Below are 21,969 nucleotides of genomic sequence, written 5' to 3' on the forward strand. Positions count from 1 at the left end.
AACGCGCGCGTTGTCCTCGTTTGCCGGCGATTCGACGGGAATGGCGGGCACTGGCCGGGCGCCTCTCGCCGGATGTTCCTAAAGTCCGACGAAGAAATGCCGCTAATGCCGGGGCATTGCTTCATCGTCGGCTCTCCAGGAATCTCCCCCATGTTCGGAAAAATCAAGCTCGCGTCGGGTCTGCTCGGCGTGTTGACCGTGTTTTGCCTCTTTCTGTTCGCGATCGAGGCGCTCGGCTTCTGGGCGCTCGCGTCGACGCGCAGTGGCGTCGACGATCTCTCGAACGTCGCGATCGCGCAGGTCGACGCGGCCAGCCAGGCGACCGAGCGCCTGCTCGACGCCCGCGTGAACCTGTCGCGCGCCGGCACGCGGATGGTGCGCGGCGGCCCGAAGCCCGACGAGATCATCCGTCATGCCAGCGCTTCGCTCGGCGAAGCGGACAAGGCGTTCGCCGCGCTGACGGCCGCACAGGCCGTCGACGCGACGAACCGCGCGCGCGTCGCCGCGCTCGCCGAGCGCTATCGCGCGCTGCGCGGCGCGCTGGGCGAACTCGTGCGGTTCCTCGATGCCGACAACATCCAGGCGTTCCTCGACCAGCCGACCCAAGGCTTCCAGGACGCGTACCTCGCCGAACTGCACCGCTTCGCCGACTACGGCGGCGCGTCGAGCCGCGACGCGCTCGCCACGATCGACAGCGGGATGCAGTGGTTCAAGTGGGTCGGCATCGTGCTGCTCGTGGCGATGCTCGCGGCGAGCGCGGCCATTTACGCGGCCGCGCGGCGCGCGGTGGTCGCGCCGCTGGACGAAGCCGGCCGCCATTTCGAGCGGATCGCGCAGGGCCGGCTCGACGAAGCCGTGCGGGCGGGTGGCGTGTTCGAGATCGACCGGATGCTGCGCGGCCTCGCCGCGATGCAGGCGAGCATCGCGGACACCGTGCGCACCGTGCGTCACGCGTCCGACGCGATCCACCTCGGCGCGGGCGAGATCGCCGGCGGCAACGCGGACCTGTCCGCGCGCACGGGCACGCAGGCTGCGTCGCTCGAGGAAACCGCCGCGAGCATGGAGGAACTGACCGCGACCGTGCGCCAGAACACCGACAGCGCACGTGCGGCCAGCGCGCTGGCCGACGCGGCGCTCGACGCGACGCGCCACGGCGGCGGCGTGGTCGACAGCGTGATCGACCGGATGCGCGGCATCGCGCAGAGTTCCGGGCGGATCGCGGAGATCATTTCGGTGATCGACGGCATCGCCTTCCAGACCAACATCCTCGCGCTGAACGCGGCGGTCGAAGCCGCGCGGGCCGGCGAGCAGGGCCGCGGCTTCGCGGTGGTCGCGGGCGAAGTGCGCTCGCTCGCGCAGCGCAGCGCGCAATCGGCGAAGGAGATCAAGGCGCTGATCGAGGAGTCGGTCGCGCAGATCGACGGCGGCTCGGAACTCGTCGAACGGGCCGGCGACGCGATGCGGACGGTTTCGGCGTCGATCACGCGGGTCGTGCAGACGATGTCGGAGATCACGGCCGCGTCGGTCGAGCAGACCGTCGGCATCGAGCAGGTCAACCAGGCCGTCACGCAGATGGACCAGCTGACGCAGCAGAACGCGGCACTGGTGGAGGAAGTCGCGGCGGCGGCCGCGTCGCTGAACGACCAGACCGCGCACCTGATGCAGGCGGTGTCGGTGTTCGAACTGGGCGACGCGCGCGCGGCTCGCGGGGTTCGCGACGAGCGCGGGTCGCCGTCGCCGGCCGACGCCGGTTACGAAACGGCGGGCAGCGCCGCGTAAGCGGTCGCGAGGTGGTAGGGCGTCGTCGACGGCATGTCGGCGCGCGACACCTGCCCGTCGGCCGTCTTGCACTCGAACCAGCCGCGCGGATGCAGGAAGCGCGCGGCGAAGCGCTCGATCTGCCGCGCGAGCGGCGCGGACGCCGGCGTGCCGCCGTGCGTCGCGAGCGCGCGCAGGTATTCGGTCTGCGCCCAGATCCGCTGCGTGCCGTCGAGGCATGCGCCTCGTGCGTCGACCGCCGCGCACACGGCGCCCGTCTGCGGATCGACCCCGTGCTGCTCGGCGAACGCGAACGCGCGCGCGAGTGCGCCGGGCAGCCCGGTTTGCGCGAGGCGCGCGCCGGCCGCGTCGACCAGATAGAACCACTCGAACTGATGGCCGGGCTCGAAGCGGTTGTCGGCCGCCCCGAGCGGCAGCTCGGCGACGCAGCCGGTCGCGGTATCGACGAACGTGCGTTCGACGGCCTGCGCGGTGCGCGCGAGCGCATCGTCGAACGCCGCGTCGCCGAACGCATCGGCGGCCGCGAGCCACGCTTCGGTCAGGTGCATCAGCGGGTTTTGCAGCGCGCCGCTGCCCGACGACGAGAAATCGGCGTGACGCGCGGCGTCGAGCAGCGCGTCGCCCGGCTGCAGCGCGAAGCGGTCCTGGATCAGCGCGGCGGTGTCCTCGGCGGCCGCGCGTGCCGCGGCGTCGCCCGACGCCGCATGCCACGCGGCACACGCGAACACGACGAACGCGTGCGTATAGAGGTCCTTGGTCGTGTCGAGCGGCGCGCCTTGCGCGTCGACGCTGTAGAACCAGCCGCCGTGGCGCGGGTCGCGGAAGCGGCCGCACAGCGAATCGAACAGCGTGGCCGCGTGCGCGATGTTGCCGGCCTGCGCGAACACGAACAGCTGCCGCGCGCAGGCCATGGCGCGATAACGGGTGACGGGCAGCGGTGCATGGCTGGCCGGGTCGACGGCCTCGAACGGTAGCCGCAGCGTGTGGTCGAACCCTGAACCCTGCCAGATCGGCAAGACGACGTGCGCGAAATGACGGCGCAGCTGGGCGGCCTGGGCGGAAGCGGAGTCGGAAACGGACATGACGGGGTTATGCGCTTGGATCGAAACGTGTCGGCGCGGCCCGGAGGATCGGCGCGGCCGGGGCCAAGGATAAAACATTCCGCGCGGCCGACGCCAAAAAAGGAGAGAAATCGGATGCTCGGCAACCTGGAACTCGTGATGCGGCTGGTTCTCGCGGCTGCGCTCGGCAGCGTCATCGGCATCGAGCGCGAGCGCCTTTCCTGGGCGGCCGGCCTACGCACGCACATGCTGGTCTGTGTCGGCTCGACGCTCATCATGATCGTATCGGCATTCGGTTTCGCCGATGTGCTGGGCAGCAGCGACCACGTCGTGCTCGATCCGTCGCGGATCGCCGCGCAGGTGGTATCGGGGATCGGTTTTCTCGGCGCGGGCTCGATCCTGCTGCGCGGCGAGATCGTGCGCGGGCTGACGACGGCCGCGAGCCTGTGGTCGGTCGCCGCGATCGGCCTCGCGGTGGGCGGCGGCCTGTACGTCGCGGCGATTGCCGCGACGCTCATCATCCTGATCATCCTGGCCGGCATCAAGCCGCTCGAGCGGCGCTACTTCACGGTGCGGCAGCGGCGCCAGCTCGCGCTGACGGTGGTGAGCGGCGCGCTGACGTTCGATTCGCTGCACGCGGCGCTCGGCCCCGACAGCGCGCGCGTGAAGCAATTCATCGTGCAGCGCGCCGACGACACGGGCGAGCACGACGAGGTGCGCATCGCGCTCGGGCGCGTGTCGGATCTCGAATACCGCGCGATCTGCGACAAGCTGCGCGGGCTGTCGTGCGTGACGCGATTCGAGCAAGGCGGCGGCGTGCCGGGCGACGAATAGACGGCATCCGATCGGCCGGATCGGCGATCGGTCATGCGACAATGGCCGGTCACTGATTCCGTTCGACCTTCGGTTCCGCGCTCGCGGGCCTGCAATCCGACTCCATGACCGAATCTGTTTCCGTGCCTCGCTCCCGTTCCCATTCCCGCTCCGACCGTTCATCGGCCCGTTCGCGCCCGCGTTCCGTCGCGGCCGCGGCAGACACCGCCGCCAAGGCAACCGCGCGGTCCGGCAACGCGGGCGGCGATGCGCCGCGGGACGAACACACGCTCGACCTGTTCGGCGATCCGGTGCGCGAGCCGGCTGCGCGTGCGCCGGCCGTCACGCGTGATGACGCGGTGGCGGACGCCGAGCCGATGGCCGCCGTTGCGGACGGCGAGGACGCCGCTCGGCAGGCGACGCTGGACGGATTCGCGACGCCGGGCGCCGCTGCCGATACGGCCGAGCCGGCTCCCGACGTCGCGACGACGACGGAGTCTGCTTCGACGCGTGGAAACGGCGATGCGGTCGATGCCGATGTCGTGCCCGCGCCCGCTGCAGACACGACGAAACCTGGCGGGGCGCGGCTGTTCGATGGTGGCGGCGCGCGCGCAGCTGGTGAGCTGGCAACGGGCGGCGGCCAGATGAAGGCCGGCAGCGTGTCGGAAGCCGGCGGCGCGGCCGGGACGAGCGCCGATCGTTCGACCGCGAATGCCGATGCGGTGGGTGGTGCGGTCGATGCGGCCATCGCCGATCGTCTCGTGAAAGCGGGCGGGGAGGCCGAAGGTGCCGCCGTGCCGGTCACACACGATGACGCGGCGCGGGCGCCCGGCGAGACCACGAAGGGGCGTCGCGCATCCTCCGGCGGCAAGCGACGTGCGACTGCCGGCACGCGCGAAGCGGCAGCGCCAGCGGTGCGTAGTGTGCCGGGAGCAGCGGCTGTCGGCGCCGGGGCGGAGGTGCCTCCGGCGCAGCACACTCCGCCGTCCGCCGAACCGCAAGCGACCGCCGAACCGGCCGGGCCGGTCGCTGCCGCGATTGCCGCGAGTACCCGTGATGCTGCGCGAGCAGCCGCAGCGCCGGCGTCGCCGGTCGTGCAGCCGGTGGCGTCTGCGGCGTCGTTCGTGACGAAGCCGTCGGCGGATCGCGCGCAACCGGCCGCGTCGAGCGGGCCAGCCTTCGATCCCGACACGCATCTGCGCCCGCTGTCGGATCGGCTCGCCACCCTGCAGGCCGACACGGCCGGCATGAAGCAGGCGGCCGATCGCGAGATGCGTCGCGTCAACCGGCTGCTTCTGGCACTGGCGATCGTCGTGTTCGCGGGCCTCACCGCACTGGTGCTGCAAACACGGCAGATTGCGCACCTGAAGCAGGAACTGGATGCCCGGCAACAGCGGATCGACCGGCTGGCTGCCGATCTGTCGACGCAGCAGGCAACGCTGATGACGCTCGCGGAACACCACGAAGCGATGCTGTCACAGGTCGACCGGCTGCAACGCAATGCGAACCGCGAGGCGGCGGCCGCGAAGCGCGTGCGTCGAACGCACTAAATCGTCCGACCCTACCTGCAAACCCCGGCCTGGCAAGGCGCGTCGCGGGAGACCGACCGTTGGCGGTTGCACGGGTGCGGCAAACTGATGCGGCGCGCTGGCAGAGTTCAGGGAAAACCCTTAGAATGAAGTCCGTATAAGGGAAAACCCTAGAGCCATCTGTCAGGAGTCTCACATGAGCTTCATTCTTGCCCTGCTGCAAAAGATCGACGACCTGTTCGTCTCCCCGCACCTGCCGCTCGACGCGGAATATTCGTACGCTGCGCGTCGCGCCGAAGCCGAGCGCGTGCGTCGTGCGAATCTCGTGCCGATCGTCCTGTATCGTCGCTGATCCGCTGATCCGCTGATCCGCTGATCCGCTGATCCGCTGATCCGCTGATCCGCTGATCCGCTGATCCGCTGATCCGGCGCAGCGCTCGCTGCAACTGCCTGCCCGCTTTCCGCCGTCGCATCGCGCGCCGGTGTGACCGTCCCGCTACACTGGAAGTCCGACTTCCCTCGCGACACCCGGGCCATGCTGCAGATGCGGCCGATGACGGCCGGTGAATTCCACGCATACCGCACGCGCGCCATCGACGGCTACGCGCGCGATCTCGTGTCGTCCGGGCAGAATGCGGCCGACGGCGCGGCGAGCCGCGCCCGCGCCTGCTTCGATACGCTGCTGCCCGACGGCCTGCTCACTTCCGGCCAGACACTCGTCCAACTGATCGACGCTGCCAGCGGCGACACGGTCGGCGATCTCTGGTACGCGATCGTGCCCGAAGGGCCGAACCGCACGCTGTTCATCTACGACCTCGACATCGTCCCGTCACGGCGCCGCCAGGGCTGGGCCACACGCGCGCTCGATGCGCTGGAGGCCGAGGCACGCCGCCATGGCGTCACCGAGATCGGGCTGTCGGTGTTCAATCACAACACGGCTGCCCGTGCGCTGTATCGGGCGTGCGGCTTCGCGCCGATCACGACGACGCTGATCAAGCCGGTCGTCTCTGGCTAACGACGAAGATTCGACACCGCAGGCGCAACGTTTTCGTTTCGACACGATTTGACGTAAGCACACGCGTGGGCCGTGGCGCGCTCTGGACGGGCCCGCGAGCCCGATTTGGTCTTTTGAACGCGGGGCGCCCAACCTGCATGGCAACCGAAATCCAGTGTGGATCCTATGATGAGCGGGCCAACAGTTTGGCGTACTCATACGCAGCACGGGGCGATCACCGACTGACCATTCATGTCATGCCCGGAACCCGAGCGTTCGGTCGCGGTGGATTCTTCATCCATGGTGGCACGAACGCGGGATCTGCCGGATGCATCAATCTTCATTCCGGAATGGAAAATTTCGTTCGAGACATCGAGGCGGCGACGAAGGACGCGCCCGAGTGCTACGTTCCACTGACGATTCAATACTGACATGCGAAAACGCCCGTTGCATATCTTGATTGGTGTGGCGCTGCTGATTTCGATCCTGCTCGTTTTTGCGTTCAACGCGATCAATCTCGAAGAGGCATACGGCGACGGACCACCCTACTACGCGCGGACGACCAATATGGACAAGTGGACGAATCCGCTCCCGTTGCTGGGTATTGTCGATGGCGCAATGCTGGTCGCGATCGGCGCGTATTGTTTCTGGATTCGTCGAAGCCGTTGAATCCTGCGCGCGGCGGCGAGCGTGCGGGTTGCAGTCCCGCCCGTTTTCGCGCCGCGCCGGCTCATCGCGCCCGCCCTTTCCATCTCCTCAGCAGCAACGCATTCGTCACGACGCTGACGCTGGAAAACGCCATCGCTGCCCCCGCGATCACCGGATTCAACCAGCCGAGCGCCGCGAGCGGCACGCCGATCAGGTTGTAGACGAACGCCCAGAACAGGTTCTGCTGGATCTTCCGGTACGTCCGCTTCGAGATGTCGATCGCATCGGCGACGAGCGCCGGGTCGCCGCGCATCAGCGTGATGCCGGCCGTGTGCATCGCGACGTCGGTGCCGGTGGCCATCGCGATGCCGACATCGGCCGCGGCGAGCGCGGGCGCGTCGTTGATCCCGTCGCCGACCATCGCGACGATTCCGCCGTGCGTCCGCTTCAGTTCGGCCACCACGCGTGCCTTGTCGTCGGGCAGCACCTGCGCATGCACTTCGCCGATCCCGAGCGTCGCCGCGACGGCCGTGGCGCTGCCGCGGTTGTCGCCCGTCACGAGCACGCTCGCGACGCCCCGTGCCGACAGGGCCGCGACCGCGTCGCGCGCGCCGGGCTTCACGGTGTCGCCGAACGCGATCAGCGCGAGCAGCGCACGCGGCGCATCGGCGCGCATCAGCCACGAAATCGTGTTGCCCGCGCGTTCGAGTTCCGCGGCACGCGCGTCGAGTTCGGGCGGCACGACGATGCCGAGTTCGTCGCGCCAGCGGGTGCTGCCGAGTGCGAGAAGCTGCCCGTCGACACGCGCTTCGACGCCGCGTCCGGCCACCGCGCGCGCATCGGCCGCGACGATCTCGGCCGAACCCGCGCCGCCGCCGCGGGCCAAGACGTCCGCATCGTGTGCGGCGACCACCGCGCGTGCGAGCGGGTGATCGCTTTGCCGCTGGACCGCGGCCGCGAGCGCGAGCGCCTGCTCGCGCGGGATGCCGACGGCGTCGAACGCCGTCACGGACGGTTTGCCTTCGGTCAGCGTGCCGGTCTTGTCGAACGCGATCACGGTGGTCCGCTGCGCGAGTTCGAGCGCCTGGGCGTCCTTGATCAGCACGCCGCGGCGGGCCGCGACGCCGGTGCCGGCCATGATCGCCGCGGGCGTCGCGAGGCCGAGCGCGCACGGGCACGCGATGACGAGCACCGCGACCGCGTTGAGGATCGCCGTTTCGGTGCCGGCGCCGGCGATCAGCCAGCCGATCAGCGTCAGCACGGCGATGCCGAGGATCGCCGGCACGAACACTTCGCTGACGCGATCGACGAGCCGCTGGATCGGCGCTTTCTCCGCCTGGGCGGATTCGACGAGGCGGATGATGCGTGCGAGCGTCGTTTCCGCGCCGATCGCGGTGGTTTCGACGACGAGCGCGCCTTCGCCGTTGATCGACCCGGCCGTGACCGGGTCGCCGTCGTCCTTCGGCACCGGCAGGCTTTCACCGGTGATCAGCGATTCGTCGACGTGCGAGCGGCCCGACACGATCCGGCCGTCGACGGGCACGCGCTCGCCGGGACGGATGCTGACGGTCGTGCCGACGCGCACCTGCGCGAGCGGCACGTCGCGTTCGACGCCGTGCTCGACGACGCGCGCACGGTCCGGGCGCAGTGCGTTCAGTGCGCGGATCGCCTCCGTCGTCTGGCGTTTCGCGCGCGCTTCGAGCCATTTGCCGAAGCGCACCAGCGTGACGATGACGGCCGATGCCTCGAAATACAGGTGGCCGGGGTGCGCGGGGTCGCGCAGCAGCATCCACAGGCTCAGGCCGAACGCGGCCGACGTGCCGAGTGCGACGAGCAGGTCCATGTTGCCCGTGCGTGCCTTCACCGCATGCCAGGCAGCGCGGTAGAAGCGCGCGCCGAAGCCGAACTGGACGATCGACGCGAGCACGAGCTGCAGCCAGCCGGGCAGCATCGCGTCGAAACCGAACGGCGCGACGAGCATCGGCACGACGAGCGGCGCGCTCAGCACGGCCGAGCCGATCACGAGATTGCGCTCGCGGATCGCTTCGCGTTGCTTGCGGGCGTCGGGGGCTTGCGCGGCGGCGCCGCTGCCGGCGCGGGCGGTGGCGTCGGTCGAGGCGCCCGCGTCCGGCGAGGCGGCGAGCGACGCCCGATAGCCGGCCGTCGTGACCGCCGCGATCAGCGTGGCGGCGTCGAGCGCGCCGGTGCCATGCACCGATGCGCGTTCGGTCGCGAGATTGACCGACGCATGCGTGACGCCCGGCACCTTCTCCAGCGCCTTTTCGACGCGCGACACGCATGACGCGCAGGTCATCCCGTCGATGGCGAGTTCGAGGCTGGCGGATGCCGGAGACGCGGACGGGGCAGGGAGGGCGGCGGTATCCGGCGCGAGCGGCGTCGCACCATAGCCGGCCTGCCTGACGGCATCCGCCAGTTGCGACGCGGAAACGTCCGCTGCGGCGTCGACCGTCGCGCGTTCGGTCGCGAGGTTGACCGTTGCGCGCGTGACGCCCGGCACTTTCGCGAGCGCTTTCTCCACGCGCGACACGCACGACGCGCAGGTCATGCCGTCGATATCGAGTTCGATCGTGGTGGCGGTGGCGGGCGATGCCGCTGCCGTTACCGGCGGTGCTGCGACGCGCGTCGCGTGCCCCGCGGGCGAGGCCGCCGGGGCTGCGCCCGTCGCTTCGCGCACGGCAGCGCGATAGCCGGCGGCGCCGACCGCGTCGACGAGCTGCGCCGGCGTGACCGCATCATGCGCGGTGACCGTGGCCGCATGCGCGTCGAGATCGACCGCGGCCTCGACGACGCCCGGCACCGCAGCCAGCGCACGTTGCACACGGCCGGTGCAGCCGCCGCAATGCATGCCGTCGACGGTCAGTTCGACCGTTTGCAGGGCTGCGGAGGCGAGTGGTTCAGTCATGTCGGATTCCCCAGGAGCGCGGATCGAGCCGCGAGTGATGTCAGTATCAACATTCCCATGATGGGAAGGTCAAGGGGGGATGCAATACAGGATCGTGTCGACGGCCAACGCATTCTCGCCTGTCATGCCCGGCCAGCGCAGGCGGCGGACCGCTTCGTACAAGGGGCCGGATCAGCGGAAATTCAGGCTGACGACAGGCCGGCTACTGCTGCGCCCGTTATTCGGCATATTGGGGGATGCCCTTAGGCGCTATGATACCGGCCTGACATCAGCGTCCGCCCGGCGAAGCGGCGACCGGGCAGGCTGGGGTGCCTTGCCTTCGCCGATCGTGAGTCGAACAAGGCGTTGACTGACAAGAACGATATTCGGCCAGTACTCAATGATTGAAAACCTACGAGAATCAATTTCTCTGCGGCGCGCGGCAGGCGCGTCGCTGGCCCTGGCGACGCTGCTGGCAGGATGCGCGTCGCAACCGGATGCGATCCAGCGGAAAACCGGCTGGATGCGCGCCGAAGTGGCCGACTCTTATGTATACGCGTATCCGCTCGTGCTGATGGACGTCGCGAAAGAAGCCGCGACGGGCGGCGACGGCGCTCAGCCGGGCCAGGCGCCGCTCAACACGCTGCGTCACGCGCAGGCGCTGCCGCCCGTCGGCGCGCTGAACCCGCCGCTGCCGGGCGTCGACACGCTCGACTCGACCGGCTGGCTCGACGTCGGCGCCGAGCCGGTGATCGTGACGCTGCCGGACACTCGCGGCCGTTACTGGGATGCGCGCGCGCTCGACATGTGGACGAACGTGCTGTGGTCGGCGTCGAGCGTGGCGGCGCGTGGCGCTCGCGGCGCCGTGCGAGCGCAAACGATTGCCTTCGCCGCGAAGGACTGGCAAGGCACGCTGCCGAAGGGCGCATTGCGGATCGACGTGCCGTCGGCCAACGCGTGGCTCGAAGTGCGGCTGCAGACGAGCGGCGGGCGCGACCTCACGAACGTGAAGAAACTGCAGCGGACGATCCGCGTGGTGCCGCTGTCCGTCTATACGGGCAGCGCGCGCGGCGCGTCGGTCGCGGTCCATGCGGGCAGCGCGCCGTCGGAAGCGGCGAGCGGCGGCACGCCGGCCGAGCAGGTGGCCGCGCTCGACCCGAAGGCGTTCTTCACGCGCTTCGCGCAGGCGCTGCAGGACAACCCGGCACCGGCCGACGATGCGCACGCGCAAGAACAGCTGAAGGACATCGGCGTTACGGCCGGCTACCCGGTGCTGTGGACGGGCGATCGCCTGAACGCCGCGACGGCCGGCGTCGCCGAGGCGCGCGCGCGGCTCGCGACACCGCCGTCGAACCTGCTCAACGCGAACGGCTGGAGCTGGATCGGCGACACGGCCGGCAAGTACGGTCAGGATTACACGCTGCGCGCGTACGCGGCCTACACGCAGTTCGGCACCGCGACGCGCGACGACGAAACGCTCGCGTTCGTGCGCGTCGACAGCGACGGCCATGCGCTGAACGGCGCGAACCGCTACGTGCTGCACTTCGCGCCGGGCGCGCTGCCGCCGGTGCGCGGGTTCTGGACGCTCACGCCGTACGCGACGAACGGTGCGCTGCCCGACGTCGGCTCGGCGCGCCGCTCGCTCGGCGACCGCGACCGGCTGCGCCGCAACCACGACGGCTCGATCGACGTGGTCGTGTCGGCATCGCATGCGGCCAACTGGCTGCCGGCGCCGCGCACCGATTTCGCGCTCGCGCTGCGGCTGTACGCGCCGAAGCCGCAAGCGAGCGACGGCTCGTGGATGCCGCCCGTCGTCGTCCGGAAATGAACCGACGGGCGCCGCCGCTGTCCGATCCGCGGGCGCGGCGGCCGCGCCCGAACGTCGTTCCGTTACCACCTGAGCCTATACTTTCGGGATAGCGTGCACGGCCGTGCCGGTTTTCCGGCGCGGCCAGGCATCCATTCCCGAGGCATCCAAGCATGGCAAGCGCAGACAAAGAAACCGTACCCTCGACCCTCCATGCCCTCGGCGGCGTTGCACGCTCGCGCCGGACCCGGCGTATCGGCCTCGGCGTGTTGATCTTCCTCGTTTTATTCGGACTGCTCGGGTTCTTCGCGGCGCCGCCGCTGATCCGCCACATCGCCGAACAGCAACTGAGCCAGCAGCTCGGCCGGCCGTCCACGGTCCAGCGCGTCGCGCTGAACCCGTACACGCTGAACCTCGAAGCCGACGGCGTGCACGTCGGCGAGCGCGGCGGCCAGGGCGACTTCATCGACATCGGCAAGCTCGTCGTCAGGCCGTCGTGGTCGTCGCTGTTCCGCGGCGCGCCGATCGTCAACGAAGTGCGCGTCGACTCGCCGCGCTTCCATATCGTCCGTTACGACGCGCAGCGCTTCAACTTCACCGACCTGATCGAGAAGTTCTCGACGCCGTCCAAACCCGAAAGCAAGCCGACACTTTTCTCGGTGTCGAACATCCAGGTCAACGACGGCCGGATCGACTTCGACGACCGCCTGCTGAACGAAAAGCACGTGGTCGACAACTGGACGCTCGGCATTCCGTTCATCGCGACGCTGCCGTCGAAGACCGACATCTTCGTGCAGCCGAAGCTGCGCGCGCGATTCGACGGCAGCCCGATCGCGATCGACGGCAGGACGAAGCCGTTCGCGCAGTCGCGCGAGTCGGAAGTCGCGCTGACGTTCGACCGGCTCGACGTGCCGAAGCTGATTTCGTACGCGCCGGCGAAGCTGCCGGTGATCGTCACGAGCGGCCTCCTGAGCAGCGACCTGAAGCTGCACTTCGTGATGAGCGGCGACACACCCGCGCTGCGCGTGTCGGGCACCGTCGATCTCAACGACGCGAAGGTGACCGACCGCGCGTCCGCGCCGCTGTTCGCCGCGCGCGGCGTGCACGTCGCGGCCGCCGGCCTCGAGCCGCTGCGCAACGTGCTGCATTTCGACGAGATCCGGCTCGACCAGCCGGTCGTCGACCTGGCGCGCGACAAGCAGGGCGTGCTGAACGTCGAGAAGCTCGCCGGCCAGCCGTCTGCCGCGCCGAAGGCGGCCGCCGGCAAGCCGGCCGCCGCCTCGTCGGCCGCTGCCGCATCGGGTGCCGCCGCATCGAGCGAAGCCGCCGCCGCCGTCGCCGCCGCGAGCGGCGCGAAGGCCGAAGCCGTCGCGAAGGAAGCGCCGCCGCTCGATCTGACGATCCGTCATTTCGCGATCGACGGCGGCACGATCAACGTCGACGACCGCGTGCCGGCGACGCCGACCGCGCTGTCGCTGACGAAGCTGGCCGCGACGCTCGACGGCTTCACGCTGCAGGGCAAGACGCCCGCGAAATACACGTTGTCGACGTCGTTGTCGCGCGGCGGCGACCTGAAGGCCGAAGGCGCGTTCAGCCTGGCGGCGAAGCAGGCCGACACGAAGCTGACGGTCGATGCGCTCGCGCTGCCGGCGCTGCAGCCGTATCTCGGCGAGGCGACCCGCGCGCGCGTGCTCGACGGCACGCTCGGCGCGAGCGTCAACGCGAAGGCCGACTGGGGCAAGACGCCGCTCGACGCGCAGGTCGCCGACAGCACGGTGAGCCTGAAGTCGCTGAAGCTCGCGACCCCGGACGCGAAGGCGCCCGCGATCGTGCTGCCCGACGCGAGCGCGAAGATCACGAAGGTCGACGTCGCCGCGCGCAGCGCGGAAATCGCGAGCGTCGACGCGACCGGGCTCGCGCTCGACGTGAAGCGCCTGAAGGACGGCAAGATCGACCTGGCGGCGCTCGCCGAACCCGCGCAGGCGGTGGTGCCCAGGCGCACGGTCGCGCGCAAGGCCGCGGCGGCCGCGCCGTCGTGGCATTACCGGATCGACGCGCTGAACGTGAAGGAATCGTCCGCGAACTTCACGGACCTGTCGACGCCGCGCCCGGTGAAGCTCGCGATCAAGCCGCTCGACCTGTCGGTGCAGAAGATCAGCGACGACCTGACGAAGCCGCTGCCGGTGCAGCTGAAGGCGACGCTGAACCGCAAGGGCTCGGTGAACGTGTCGGGCGACGTGACCGCGCAGCCGCTGACGCTCGGCCTGAAGATCAACGGCAACCGCCTCGACGCGGCCGCGTTCGAGCCGTACTTCGGCAGCGCGCTGAACGCGACCATCGCGAGCGCGCTGCTCAACGCGCAGGGCAACCTGACGTTCGCGCAGGTGAAGGACACGCCGCGCGCGACCTATCGCGGCGATGTCGCGCTGGTCGACGTGCGGATGCTCGACAAGGCGACGTCCGACCCGTTCGCCGGCTGGCGCTCGCTCGCGCTGTCGAACCTGAAGGTGAACCACGACGAGAAGGGCACCGACGTCGACGCCGCGCGCGTGACGTTCTCGAACTTCTACGGCCGCGTGCTGCTCGATGCGCAGGGTCGGCTGAACCTGAAGGACGTCGTCGCGAAGGAGACGGGCCCCGCGCAGTCGCTGACGCGCGACGCGAGCAAGCCCGAACCGGTGCCGCTGTCGCCGGGCATGACGCCGCCGGCCGCCGCCGCGCAGGCCTCGTCGGCCGCGGCCGCGCAGCAGGCGTCGGCGCCGGCCGCCGCATCGGCGACGGTCGTCGTGAAGGCCGCGCCGCCGCCGCAGAATCCGGTGCGCATGCATTTCGGCGAGCTCCTGCTGCAGGACGGCCGCGTGACCTACACCGACAACTTCATCAAGCCGAACTACACGGCGAACCTGGTCGCGATCAAGGGGACGGTCGGCGCGTTCGGCACGGACTCGACGACGTCCGCGCCGGTCGACGTCGCCGCGAACCTCGCGGGCAACGGACCGATCTCGATCAAGGGCTCGGTGAACCCGCTGATCGACAAGCCCGCGCTGGATCTCACGGCGACCGCGCACGACATCGAGCTGACCAACCTGACGCCGTATTCGGCGAAGTACGCCGGCTACCCGATCACGAAGGGCAAGCTCAACGTCGACCTGCACTACCAGCTCGCGAACGACCAGCTTCAGGCGAACAACCACATCTTCATCGATCAGCTCACGTTCGGCGATCACGTCGAAAACGACACGGCGACCAAGCTGCCGGTGAAGCTCGCGATCTCGCTCCTGAAGAACACGCGCGGCCAGATCGACGTGAACCTGCCGGTGTCGGGCTCGCTGTCGAATCCGGAGTTCAGCGTCGGCGGGCTGATCTGGCGCGCGGTGCTGAACCTGATCGCGAAGGCCGTCACGTCGCCGTTCACGCTGCTCGCGAATGCGTTCGGCGGCAGCGGCGGCGAGGATCTCGGCTACGTCGAGTTCGCGCCGGGCGCGTACGAGCTGACCGACGCGCAGCAGAAGAAGCTCGATACCGTCGTGAAGATGCTGACCGAGAAGCCGTCGATCCGGCTGGACCTGATCGGCCGCGTCGATCCGGCGAAGGACACGCCGGGGCTGCGCGACGCGTACGTCGAACGGCTGGTCCGCCAGCAGAAGCTGAAGGACGTGGTCGGCCAGGGCGAGAGCATCGATCCGATGTCGGTGAAGGTCGAACCGGCCGAGTACACCAAGTACCTGACGCGCGCGTACAAGGACGCCGACTTCAAGAAGCCGCGCAACCTGATCGGCCTGCAGAAGACGCTGCCCGATGCGGACATGAAGCAGGCGCTCGCCGATCACGCGCCGGCCGACGACAACGCGCTGCGTGCGCTCGCGCAGCAGCGCGCGCAGGCCGTGCGCCAGTACCTCGACGGCAAGATCGATGCGAGCCGCATGTTCGTCGTGGCGCCGAAGCTCGATGCGAAGGGCATCGAGGACAAGGGCGCGACGACGCGCGTCGACTTCGGCCTGCAGTAAGCGTTACGCCCTCATCCGCCGCCGCCGCGTCCGATCGGCAATCGGGTGCGGCGGCGCGCTTCCCGTCAGCGCACCTCGATCGCCGGTTCGCGCTTGTCCAGTTCCTTCCTCGCGGCCAGCGGCAGGCGCGCATCGTCCCAATGCGTGAGCCATTCGACTTCCTTCGCGGTGAACACCTGGCCGTAGTTGCGCAACGCGTACTGCAGCGCGTCGACGACGTGGTGGCGAATGATTTCGGGGGTGCGTGCATCGTCCAGCACGAACCGGAGAGCTTCCAGGGTCGACATACTCGTGCTCCGGGTCAGGGAAAACCCTTTATCACACGCCAATAGTCATACGCCAAGCGTGAAAAAAATTCGCGCGGCGGGCGACGGCGCGCCCGATGCACCGACCCGGTGCGAACCTCGCGCGCACACGTCGCGGCGTGCGCCGGGTCGCCTCGTTTTGCGACCGCGTCGTGTCACTTGCGATTGGTTACGTTTGACAGAAAACAGAAAGCCCCGCTTCACGCGAGCGCCCCACGGCGCGGCGATATTTTGCGCGCCTGATGGCAGGTCACGCAGTTCAACGTCAATCGATGAGGTGGGGTGATGATTTCCAGGTTCGCTAAGCAACGAAAAATGGCGGTGATGGTGGCGGGCGCGCTGGCGCTCGCAAGCGCCGGCGCCTACGCGGCGCAGCAGGACGGCAACAGCCAGGGCGATGACGCCGGCCACGGCCGGCGTGTCGTGAAGCACGTGCTGCTGATCAGCGTCGACGGCCTGCACGAGCAGGATCTCGCACGCTGCATCGGCGCGAACACGTGTCCGAACCTCGCCGTGCTCGCACAAAGCGGCGTCACGTACACGAACGCCTACACGCCCGGCCTGTCGGACTCGTTCCCGGGGCTCGCCGCGCTCGTGACGGGCGGCTCGCCGAAGACGGCCGGCCTGTTCTACGACGTGTCGTACGACCGCAACCTGTACGCGCCGAGCGACACGACCTGCTCGGGCAAGCAGGGCTGGAACGTCGTGTTCGACGAGACGACCGGCATCGATGCGTTCAACGGCGGCGCGCTCGTGCACCTCGACGGCGGCGGCGCATTCAATCCGCAGGCGATTCCGCATGCGAAGGTCGGCGGCCAGTGCGTGCCGGTCTATCCGCACAACTACGTGAAGACCAACACGGTGTTCGAGGCCGTCAAGGCCGGCGTGCCGAACGCCTACACCGCGTGGGCGGACAAGCACGCGTGGGGCTACGACTGGCTGAACGGCCCGTCGGGCACCGGCGTCGACGATCTGATGCGCACCGAGATCAACTCGATCGACCCGGCGACGAACACCGCCTACACCGACGTCTATTCGCACACGGCGCGCTTCGACAACCTGCACGTGCAGGCGCTGGTCAACCAGATCGACGGCCGCGATTCGACGGGCACGAAGAACGCGCCGGTGCCGACGCTGTTCGGCGCCAACTTCCAGACGCTCAGCGTCGCGCAGAAGGCGCCGGTCGCGAAGGGCGGCGGCTACCTCGACGCGAACTTCACGCCGAACGGCCAGGTCGCGAACGCGATCACGTACGTCGACAACTCGATCGGCCGCATCGTCGCCGAGCTGAAGCAGCGCAACCTGTACACGTCGACGGCCGTGATCGTCACGGCGAAGCACGGCCAGTCGCCGACCGATCACACGAAGCTCGTGAAGAACGGCGACACGCTGACGAAGCTGCTCGAAGCGAACAACTACGTCGACCCGAACGGCAACTTCGGCCAGAACAACACGACGACGGGCAACCTGAACGACGGTTCGGGCCTGGTCGGCACGGGCTTCGTGCAGACCGACGACGTCGGCCTGATCTGGCTGCGCGACCGCAGCCAGCGCACGGCCGTGGTGCAGACGCTGAAGTCGAACCTCGGCTGCAACGCGCCGGGGATCTGCGCCGACGGCCCGCAGGCATCCATCCTGTACGGCGCGGCGCTGGCCGACCGGTTCGGCGATCCGGCCAACGGCCGCACGCCGGACATCATCGTCCAGCCGAATCCGGGCGTGATCTACACGTCGAGCACGAAGAAGGACGAGGAACACGGCGGCAACGCGCCGGACGACAGCCACCTCGGCCTGCTCGTGTCGTACCCGGGCCTCCATCGTGCGCGTACCGTGAGCGATGTGGTCGGCACGAAGCAGGTCGCGCCGACGATCCTCGGGCTGCTCGGCGCCGAACCGAAGCTGCTGCACGCGGTCGTGGCCGAGAACACGCACGTGCTGCCGGGGCTCGGCATCGACCACTGACGCAACGGGACGGGCGGCACGGCGCCGTGTTACCGGCGCCGCCGTGCCGTCCGGGCGTGCCCGGCCATGCCGGGCACGCTCAGCGCTCCGCGCATGCGCCGAGGATCCATTCCCTGAAGCGCCGCAACGCGGCGCTCGTCTCCAGGCGCTCCGGCGCATAGCACAGGTAGTGCCCCTGCGCGTCGACGTCGACGGGCGCGTCGAACGGTTCGACGAGCGCGCCGCTCGCGAGCGTGTCGACGATCAGGAAGCGCGGCACGAGCGCGAGCCCGAGCCCGGCTTGCGCGGCCTGGATCAGCACCGAATACTGTTCGAAGCGCGGCCCGGCCAGCGCGTTCATCCGGGCGACGCGATGGCGCTCCGCCCAGAGCGACCACGCGATTTCCGCCTGCTCATGCACGAGCCGCGGCGCGGCGGCCGTGTCGGCGGGCGTGCGCAGCGCATGTCGCGCCGCGAATTCGCGGGAACAGACCGGCACGAACGTGCGGCCGTCCAGGTAATCGCAGCGGACGCCTTCCCATGCGCCGTCGCCATAGCGTATCGCCGCGTCGAGTCCGAACGGAAACACGTCGCCGTGCGCGAGATGGCGGCGAAAACTCAGCGTGACGTCCGGCGCGCCGGCCAGAAAGCGCGCGAGGCGCGGCACCAGCCACTTCGTCGTGAAGGTCGGCACGCTTGCGATCGTCAGCAGGTCGCTGTCCTCGCGCGCGCTCAGCAATTCGATCGACGCGTTGCCGATCTCGCGCAGCGGGCCGATCACGCGTGCGTGATAAACCTGCCCGGCCCGCGTGAGCGCGAGATTGCGCCCCTCGCGCACGAACAGCTTCACCCCGAACAGCGTCTCGAGATTCGCGATCTGCCGGCTGACCGCGCTCGGCGTCAGGCCCAGCTCGCGCGCCGCATACGAGAAGTTCAGGTACTTCACGGAAGTCGCGAACGCGTGCAGCTCCGCGACGTTGGGAAACAGGTGCTTCACGGCGAACTATTCCTTGCGCGCACAGATCGATGCGGGCGTTGTACGTTTTTTTCATGACGATGCCATGTCGGATCCGCACACTGCGGCCGTCATGACAACGCGTGCCGGCCCTGCCCGGCGGGCGTTGCGTGACCCGTTCCGTGTCCGTCAGCGAGATTCGCCATGCATCCGCCAGCCGCTCCGGCCCTTGCCGAAGCTATTCCGATTCGTCGTAACAAACGGCCGCGCGCGATCGCGGGACGCCTGCTGCTGCAGGCGCTCGTCGCGGTCTTCGGGCTGTACCTCGCGTTGCCGATCGTGCTGCTGCTGATCGGCTCGGTCGGCCAGTCGTGGACGAACACGCTGCTGCCGACCGGCATCACGTCGCACTGGTTCGCGGACCTGGCCGCGAATCGCAGCTTCACCCGCGCATTCGGCACGAGCCTCGTCGTCGCGCTCGCGTGCTGCGCGATCAATGCCGTGCTGGCGCTGCCGCTCGCCTATGCGCTGCATCACCGCGCACTGGCCGGCCGCGGCTTCGCGGCGCGCATCGTGATGCTGATGCCGATCGCGGTGCCGGCGCTGACACTCGGGTTCGGCTACATCGCGATCTTCAGCGGCGATGCGCTGCCGTGGCTCGGCACGCTGCCGCTGATGATCGCCGCGCACGCGGTGCTGACGCTGCCGTACCTGCTGCAGACGCTGCTGAGCGACCTGCGCCACCTGGGGCTCGCGCATCTCGAGGCGTGTGCGGCGACGCTCGGTGCGACGCCGCTGCGCCAGTTCTTCACGGTCGTGCTGCCGAACCTGCGGCACAGCCTGTTTTCCGGCCTCGTGATGGTCGCCGCGCTGTCGATCGGCGAATTCCAGATCTCGAACCTGATCGCGGGCTTCCGTTACCGCAACTATCCGATCGTGCTGCTGCAGGCGTTCTACGGCGCGTCCGGGATGGCCTGCGCGGCCACCGTCGTGCTGCTCGTCCTTGCCGTGCTCGCGACGCTCGCCTCCGTCCTCACCGTGCCACGCCTGAAGTGAAACCGTCATGAGTCTCGATTTCGAAAACGTCAGCTTCCAGTATCCGGGCGCCCGTCACGGCGTCGACGCGGTCACGCTGTCCGCGGCCCAGGGCGAACTGCTCGCCGTGATGGGCCGCAGCGGCTCCGGCAAATCGACGCTGCTGCGCCTCGCCGCCGGCCTGCTCGACGGGTACGACGGCCGTATCGCGATCGGCGGCCGCGACATGGCCGGCGTGCCGGTGTGGCAGCGCGAGGTCGGAATGGTGTTCCAGCACTACGCGCTGTTTCCGAACCTGTCGGTCGTCGACAACGTCGCCTACGGCCTGAAGATGCGCGGCATGGCCGCGGCGCCGCGCCGTCGCCGCGCGCTCGAGATGCTCGAACGCGTCGGCCTCGCCGCGCAGGCCGGACGCAGCACGGCGCTGCTGTCCGGGGGGCAGCAGCAGCGCGTCGCGCTGGCTCGCGCGCTCGTGATCGAACCGAAGCTGCTGCTGCTCGACGAGCCGCTCGCGGCGCTCGACGCCGGCATTCGCCACCAGCTGCGCGACGAGATCCGCGCGCTGCAGCGCGCATGCGGCGCGACGACGCTGCTCGTCACGCACGACCAGGACGAAGCGCTCAGCATGGCCGATCGCGTGGCGATCGTCGACGGCGGACGCATGCTGCAGGCCGGCACCCCGCGCGACCTGTACGAGCGTCCGGCGACCGCGCAGGTCGCGCGGTTCGTCGGCCATTCGACGCTGCTGCGCGGCCGCGTGCTCGCGCATGGCGCGGTCGACGTGCGGTTCACGACGCTGCGCGCGGATACGGGTGCGCACCGGCCGGGCGACCCGGTCGAGGTGCTGATCCGGCCGGAACACCTGCAGCCCGATCCGCCCGAGTCCGTCGCGAACCGCATCGACGGCCGGGTCGGCGAGGTGCGCTACTTCGGCGCGACCCAGCGCTTCGACTTCGTACCGGCCGGCGCGACCGACGCACTGCTCGGCGAAGGGCGCGAGCTGCCCGCGCGCTGCGTGTCGATCGAGCCGCGCCATCTGCTCGTGCTGCCCGCCGCGTGAGCGCGGGCGACCCATTCATTCAACGGAGAATCACGATGTCTGCACGCCGCCATTTCCTTCATGCGACGCGCCGCCGCCTGCTGGCGCTCTGCGCGTTCGCGACCCTCGCGCCGGCGCTGGCCCATGCCGCGCCGCTGTATCCCGGCGAGGACGCGCTGTACGAGAAGGCCGCCGACGAAGGGCTCGTCGTGTCGTTCGACACGGGCCCGGAATGGGCGAACTGGAAGTCGCTGTTCGCCGAATTCCGCAAGCGCTACCCGAAGGTCGAGATCACATACAACGACATCGGCTCGGCGGCCACGGTCGTCGCGCTCGACAAGTCGCGCCGCCGCCCGCAGGCCGACACGGCGTACTACTTCGCGGCGTCGGCGCTCGATGCGACGGCCAAGGACGTCGTCGCGCCGTTCAAGCCGGTCAATTTCGACAAGCTGCCCACGGTGTTCCGCGCGGCCGACGGCCGCTGGTTCGCGGTGCATTCGCTGAACATCGCGCTGCTCGTCAACAAGAAGCTCGTGAAGAACGTGCCGCACCGCTGGTCGGACCTGCTGAAGCCCGAATATCGCAATGCGGTCGTCTATCTCGATCCGCGCTCGACCGGGCAGGGGCAGGTCGCCGTGTTCGCCGCCGCCTATGCGAACGGCGGCAGCGTCGACAACCCGAAGCCGGGCGCGGATTTCTTCGGCAAGCTGAAGCAGGCGGGCAACGTGCTGCGTGTCGAGGGCACGACGCCGTACGCGAAATTCGTCAAGGGCGAGATTCCGGTCCTGATCGGCTACGAGAACGACGGGCTCAAGGCCAAGTACGCGGACGGCATGGGTGACGCGGCCGAAGTCGTGATTCCGCAGGACGGCAGCGTGTCGGCGCCGTACGCGATGAGTCTCGTGAAGAATGGCCCGAATCCGGCCGCCGCGCAGCTGTGGCTAAACCTCGTGATGAGCGACGTCGGGCAGGGGCTGTTCGCGCAGGGCTTCGTGCGTCCGGCCGTGCCCGGCACGCCGGTCGCGCAGGACGTCGCCGCGAAGCTGCCGAACGCGCCGCAGGTGCGTCCGCTCGACGTCGCGAAGGCCGCGGCGCACAAGGCCGAAGTCGACCAGCTCTGGTCGCAGGCCACGCTCGGCAAGTAAGGGGCGCGC

17 protein-coding genes are annotated in these 21,969 nt (G+C 69.4%); 12 read left to right on the forward strand and 5 right to left on the reverse strand.

All coding sequences use genetic code 11. The annotated features are described in order from the left end of the window. The first annotated feature begins 150 nt into the window (after nt 1-150). Complete coding sequence (locus DIE02_RS14400; protein ID WP_124529173.1) at nt 151-1,779, forward strand: methyl-accepting chemotaxis protein; 1,629 nt, start codon at nt 151-153, stop codon at nt 1,777-1,779. Here the strand turns inward: DIE02_RS14400 and DIE02_RS14405 are convergent. Next, complete coding sequence (locus tag DIE02_RS14405) at nt 1,752-2,861, reverse strand: AGE family epimerase/isomerase (RefSeq protein ID WP_124486075.1); 1,110 nt, start codon at nt 2,859-2,861, stop codon at nt 1,752-1,754. The genes DIE02_RS14400 and DIE02_RS14405 overlap by 28 nt on opposite strands. A 114-nt stretch (nt 2,862-2,975) precedes the next feature. Here DIE02_RS14405 and DIE02_RS14410 point away from each other — a divergent pair, with 114 nt between their 5' ends. The 4 genes from DIE02_RS14410 (at nt 2,976) to DIE02_RS14420 (ending at nt 6,197) form a co-directional block, all read left to right on the forward strand. Beyond that, on the forward strand, nt 2,976-3,674 hold the full coding sequence (locus DIE02_RS14410; RefSeq protein ID WP_124486076.1) for an MgtC/SapB family protein: 699 nt from the start codon (nt 2,976-2,978) through the stop codon (nt 3,672-3,674). Between the two features lie 104 nt (nt 3,675-3,778). Continuing rightward, nucleotides 3,779-5,203 carry a flagellar hook-length control protein FliK gene (locus DIE02_RS14415; RefSeq protein ID WP_124529175.1) on the forward strand — a complete coding sequence of 475 codons (1,425 nt, stop codon included), beginning with the start codon at nt 3,779-3,781 and terminating at the stop codon, nt 5,201-5,203. Between the two features lie 175 nt (nt 5,204-5,378). Further along, nucleotides 5,379-5,534: a hypothetical protein gene (locus tag DIE02_RS35500; RefSeq protein WP_167359264.1), complete on the forward strand. Its 156-nt coding sequence runs from the start codon at nt 5,379-5,381 to the stop codon at nt 5,532-5,534. Between the two features lie 183 nt (nt 5,535-5,717). Further along, nucleotides 5,718-6,197: an N-acetyltransferase gene (locus DIE02_RS14420; protein ID WP_124529177.1), complete on the forward strand. Its 480-nt coding sequence runs from the start codon at nt 5,718-5,720 to the stop codon at nt 6,195-6,197. Nucleotides 6,198-6,391: 194 nt separating this feature from the next. Here the strand turns inward: DIE02_RS14420 and DIE02_RS35505 are convergent, their stop codons facing one another. Beyond that, nucleotides 6,392-6,610 (reverse strand): hypothetical protein, encoded by a 219-nt coding sequence (locus DIE02_RS35505; protein ID WP_185702624.1) that lies wholly within the window; start codon nt 6,608-6,610, stop codon nt 6,392-6,394. Between DIE02_RS35505 and DIE02_RS14430 the strand changes: the two genes are divergently transcribed. After that, on the forward strand, nt 6,609-6,845 hold the full coding sequence (locus DIE02_RS14430) for a hypothetical protein (protein ID WP_124520069.1): 237 nt from the start codon (nt 6,609-6,611) through the stop codon (nt 6,843-6,845). The genes DIE02_RS35505 and DIE02_RS14430 overlap by 2 nt on opposite strands. A 61-nt stretch (nt 6,846-6,906) precedes the next feature. Here DIE02_RS14430 and DIE02_RS14435 read toward each other — a convergent pair whose 3' ends face one another. Then, on the reverse strand, nt 6,907-9,747 hold the full coding sequence (locus DIE02_RS14435) for a heavy metal translocating P-type ATPase (protein ID WP_124529179.1): 2,841 nt from the start codon (nt 9,745-9,747) through the stop codon (nt 6,907-6,909). A gap of 379 nt (nt 9,748-10,126) precedes the next feature. On the opposite strand from DIE02_RS14435, the gene DIE02_RS14440 reads away from it, so the two are divergent. Continuing rightward, nucleotides 10,127-11,554, forward strand: coding sequence for a DUF1254 domain-containing protein (locus DIE02_RS14440; protein ID WP_124529181.1), 1,428 nt, complete (start codon nt 10,127-10,129; stop codon nt 11,552-11,554). A gap of 152 nt (nt 11,555-11,706) precedes the next feature. Next, nucleotides 11,707-15,540, forward strand: a complete 3,834-nt coding sequence (locus DIE02_RS14445; RefSeq protein WP_124529183.1) for a DUF748 domain-containing protein — start codon at nt 11,707-11,709, stop codon at nt 15,538-15,540. 65 nt (nt 15,541-15,605) lie between these two features. Here the strand turns inward: DIE02_RS14445 and DIE02_RS14450 are convergent, their stop codons facing one another. After that, entirely contained in the window at nt 15,606-15,827 is a 222-nt protein-coding gene (locus tag DIE02_RS14450) for a hypothetical protein (protein WP_185500307.1), read from the reverse strand. 303 nt (nt 15,828-16,130) lie between these two features. On the opposite strand from DIE02_RS14450, the gene DIE02_RS14460 reads away from it, so the two are divergent. Continuing rightward, a complete protein-coding gene (locus tag DIE02_RS14460; protein ID WP_124529185.1) occupies nt 16,131-17,807 on the forward strand; it encodes an alkaline phosphatase family protein in 1,677 nt (558 codons plus the stop codon). Nucleotides 17,808-17,886: 79 nt separating this feature from the next. Here the strand turns inward: DIE02_RS14460 and DIE02_RS14465 are convergent, their stop codons facing one another. Next, on the reverse strand, nt 17,887-18,783 hold the full coding sequence (locus DIE02_RS14465) for a LysR family transcriptional regulator (protein ID WP_044845028.1): 897 nt from the start codon (nt 18,781-18,783) through the stop codon (nt 17,887-17,889). Nucleotides 18,784-18,945: 162 nt separating this feature from the next. Here DIE02_RS14465 and DIE02_RS14470 point away from each other — a divergent pair, with 162 nt between their 5' ends. The 3 genes from DIE02_RS14470 to DIE02_RS14480 are packed head-to-tail and all read left to right on the forward strand — an operon-like array spanning nt 18,946 to nt 21,960. Beyond that, nucleotides 18,946-19,797: an ABC transporter permease gene (locus tag DIE02_RS14470; protein WP_124529187.1), complete on the forward strand. Its 852-nt coding sequence runs from the start codon at nt 18,946-18,948 to the stop codon at nt 19,795-19,797. A 7-nt stretch (nt 19,798-19,804) separates the two neighbouring features. After that, nucleotides 19,805-20,836: an ABC transporter ATP-binding protein gene (locus DIE02_RS14475; protein WP_124486085.1), complete on the forward strand. Its 1,032-nt coding sequence runs from the start codon at nt 19,805-19,807 to the stop codon at nt 20,834-20,836. A 35-nt stretch (nt 20,837-20,871) separates the two neighbouring features. Continuing rightward, complete coding sequence (locus DIE02_RS14480; RefSeq protein WP_124529189.1) at nt 20,872-21,960, forward strand: extracellular solute-binding protein; 1,089 nt, start codon at nt 20,872-20,874, stop codon at nt 21,958-21,960. Nucleotides 21,961-21,969 lie beyond the last annotated feature (9 nt).

This window comes from Burkholderia sp. Bp8991, from assembly GCF_003853795.1.
Lineage (GTDB): Bacteria > Pseudomonadota > Gammaproteobacteria > Burkholderiales > Burkholderiaceae > Burkholderia.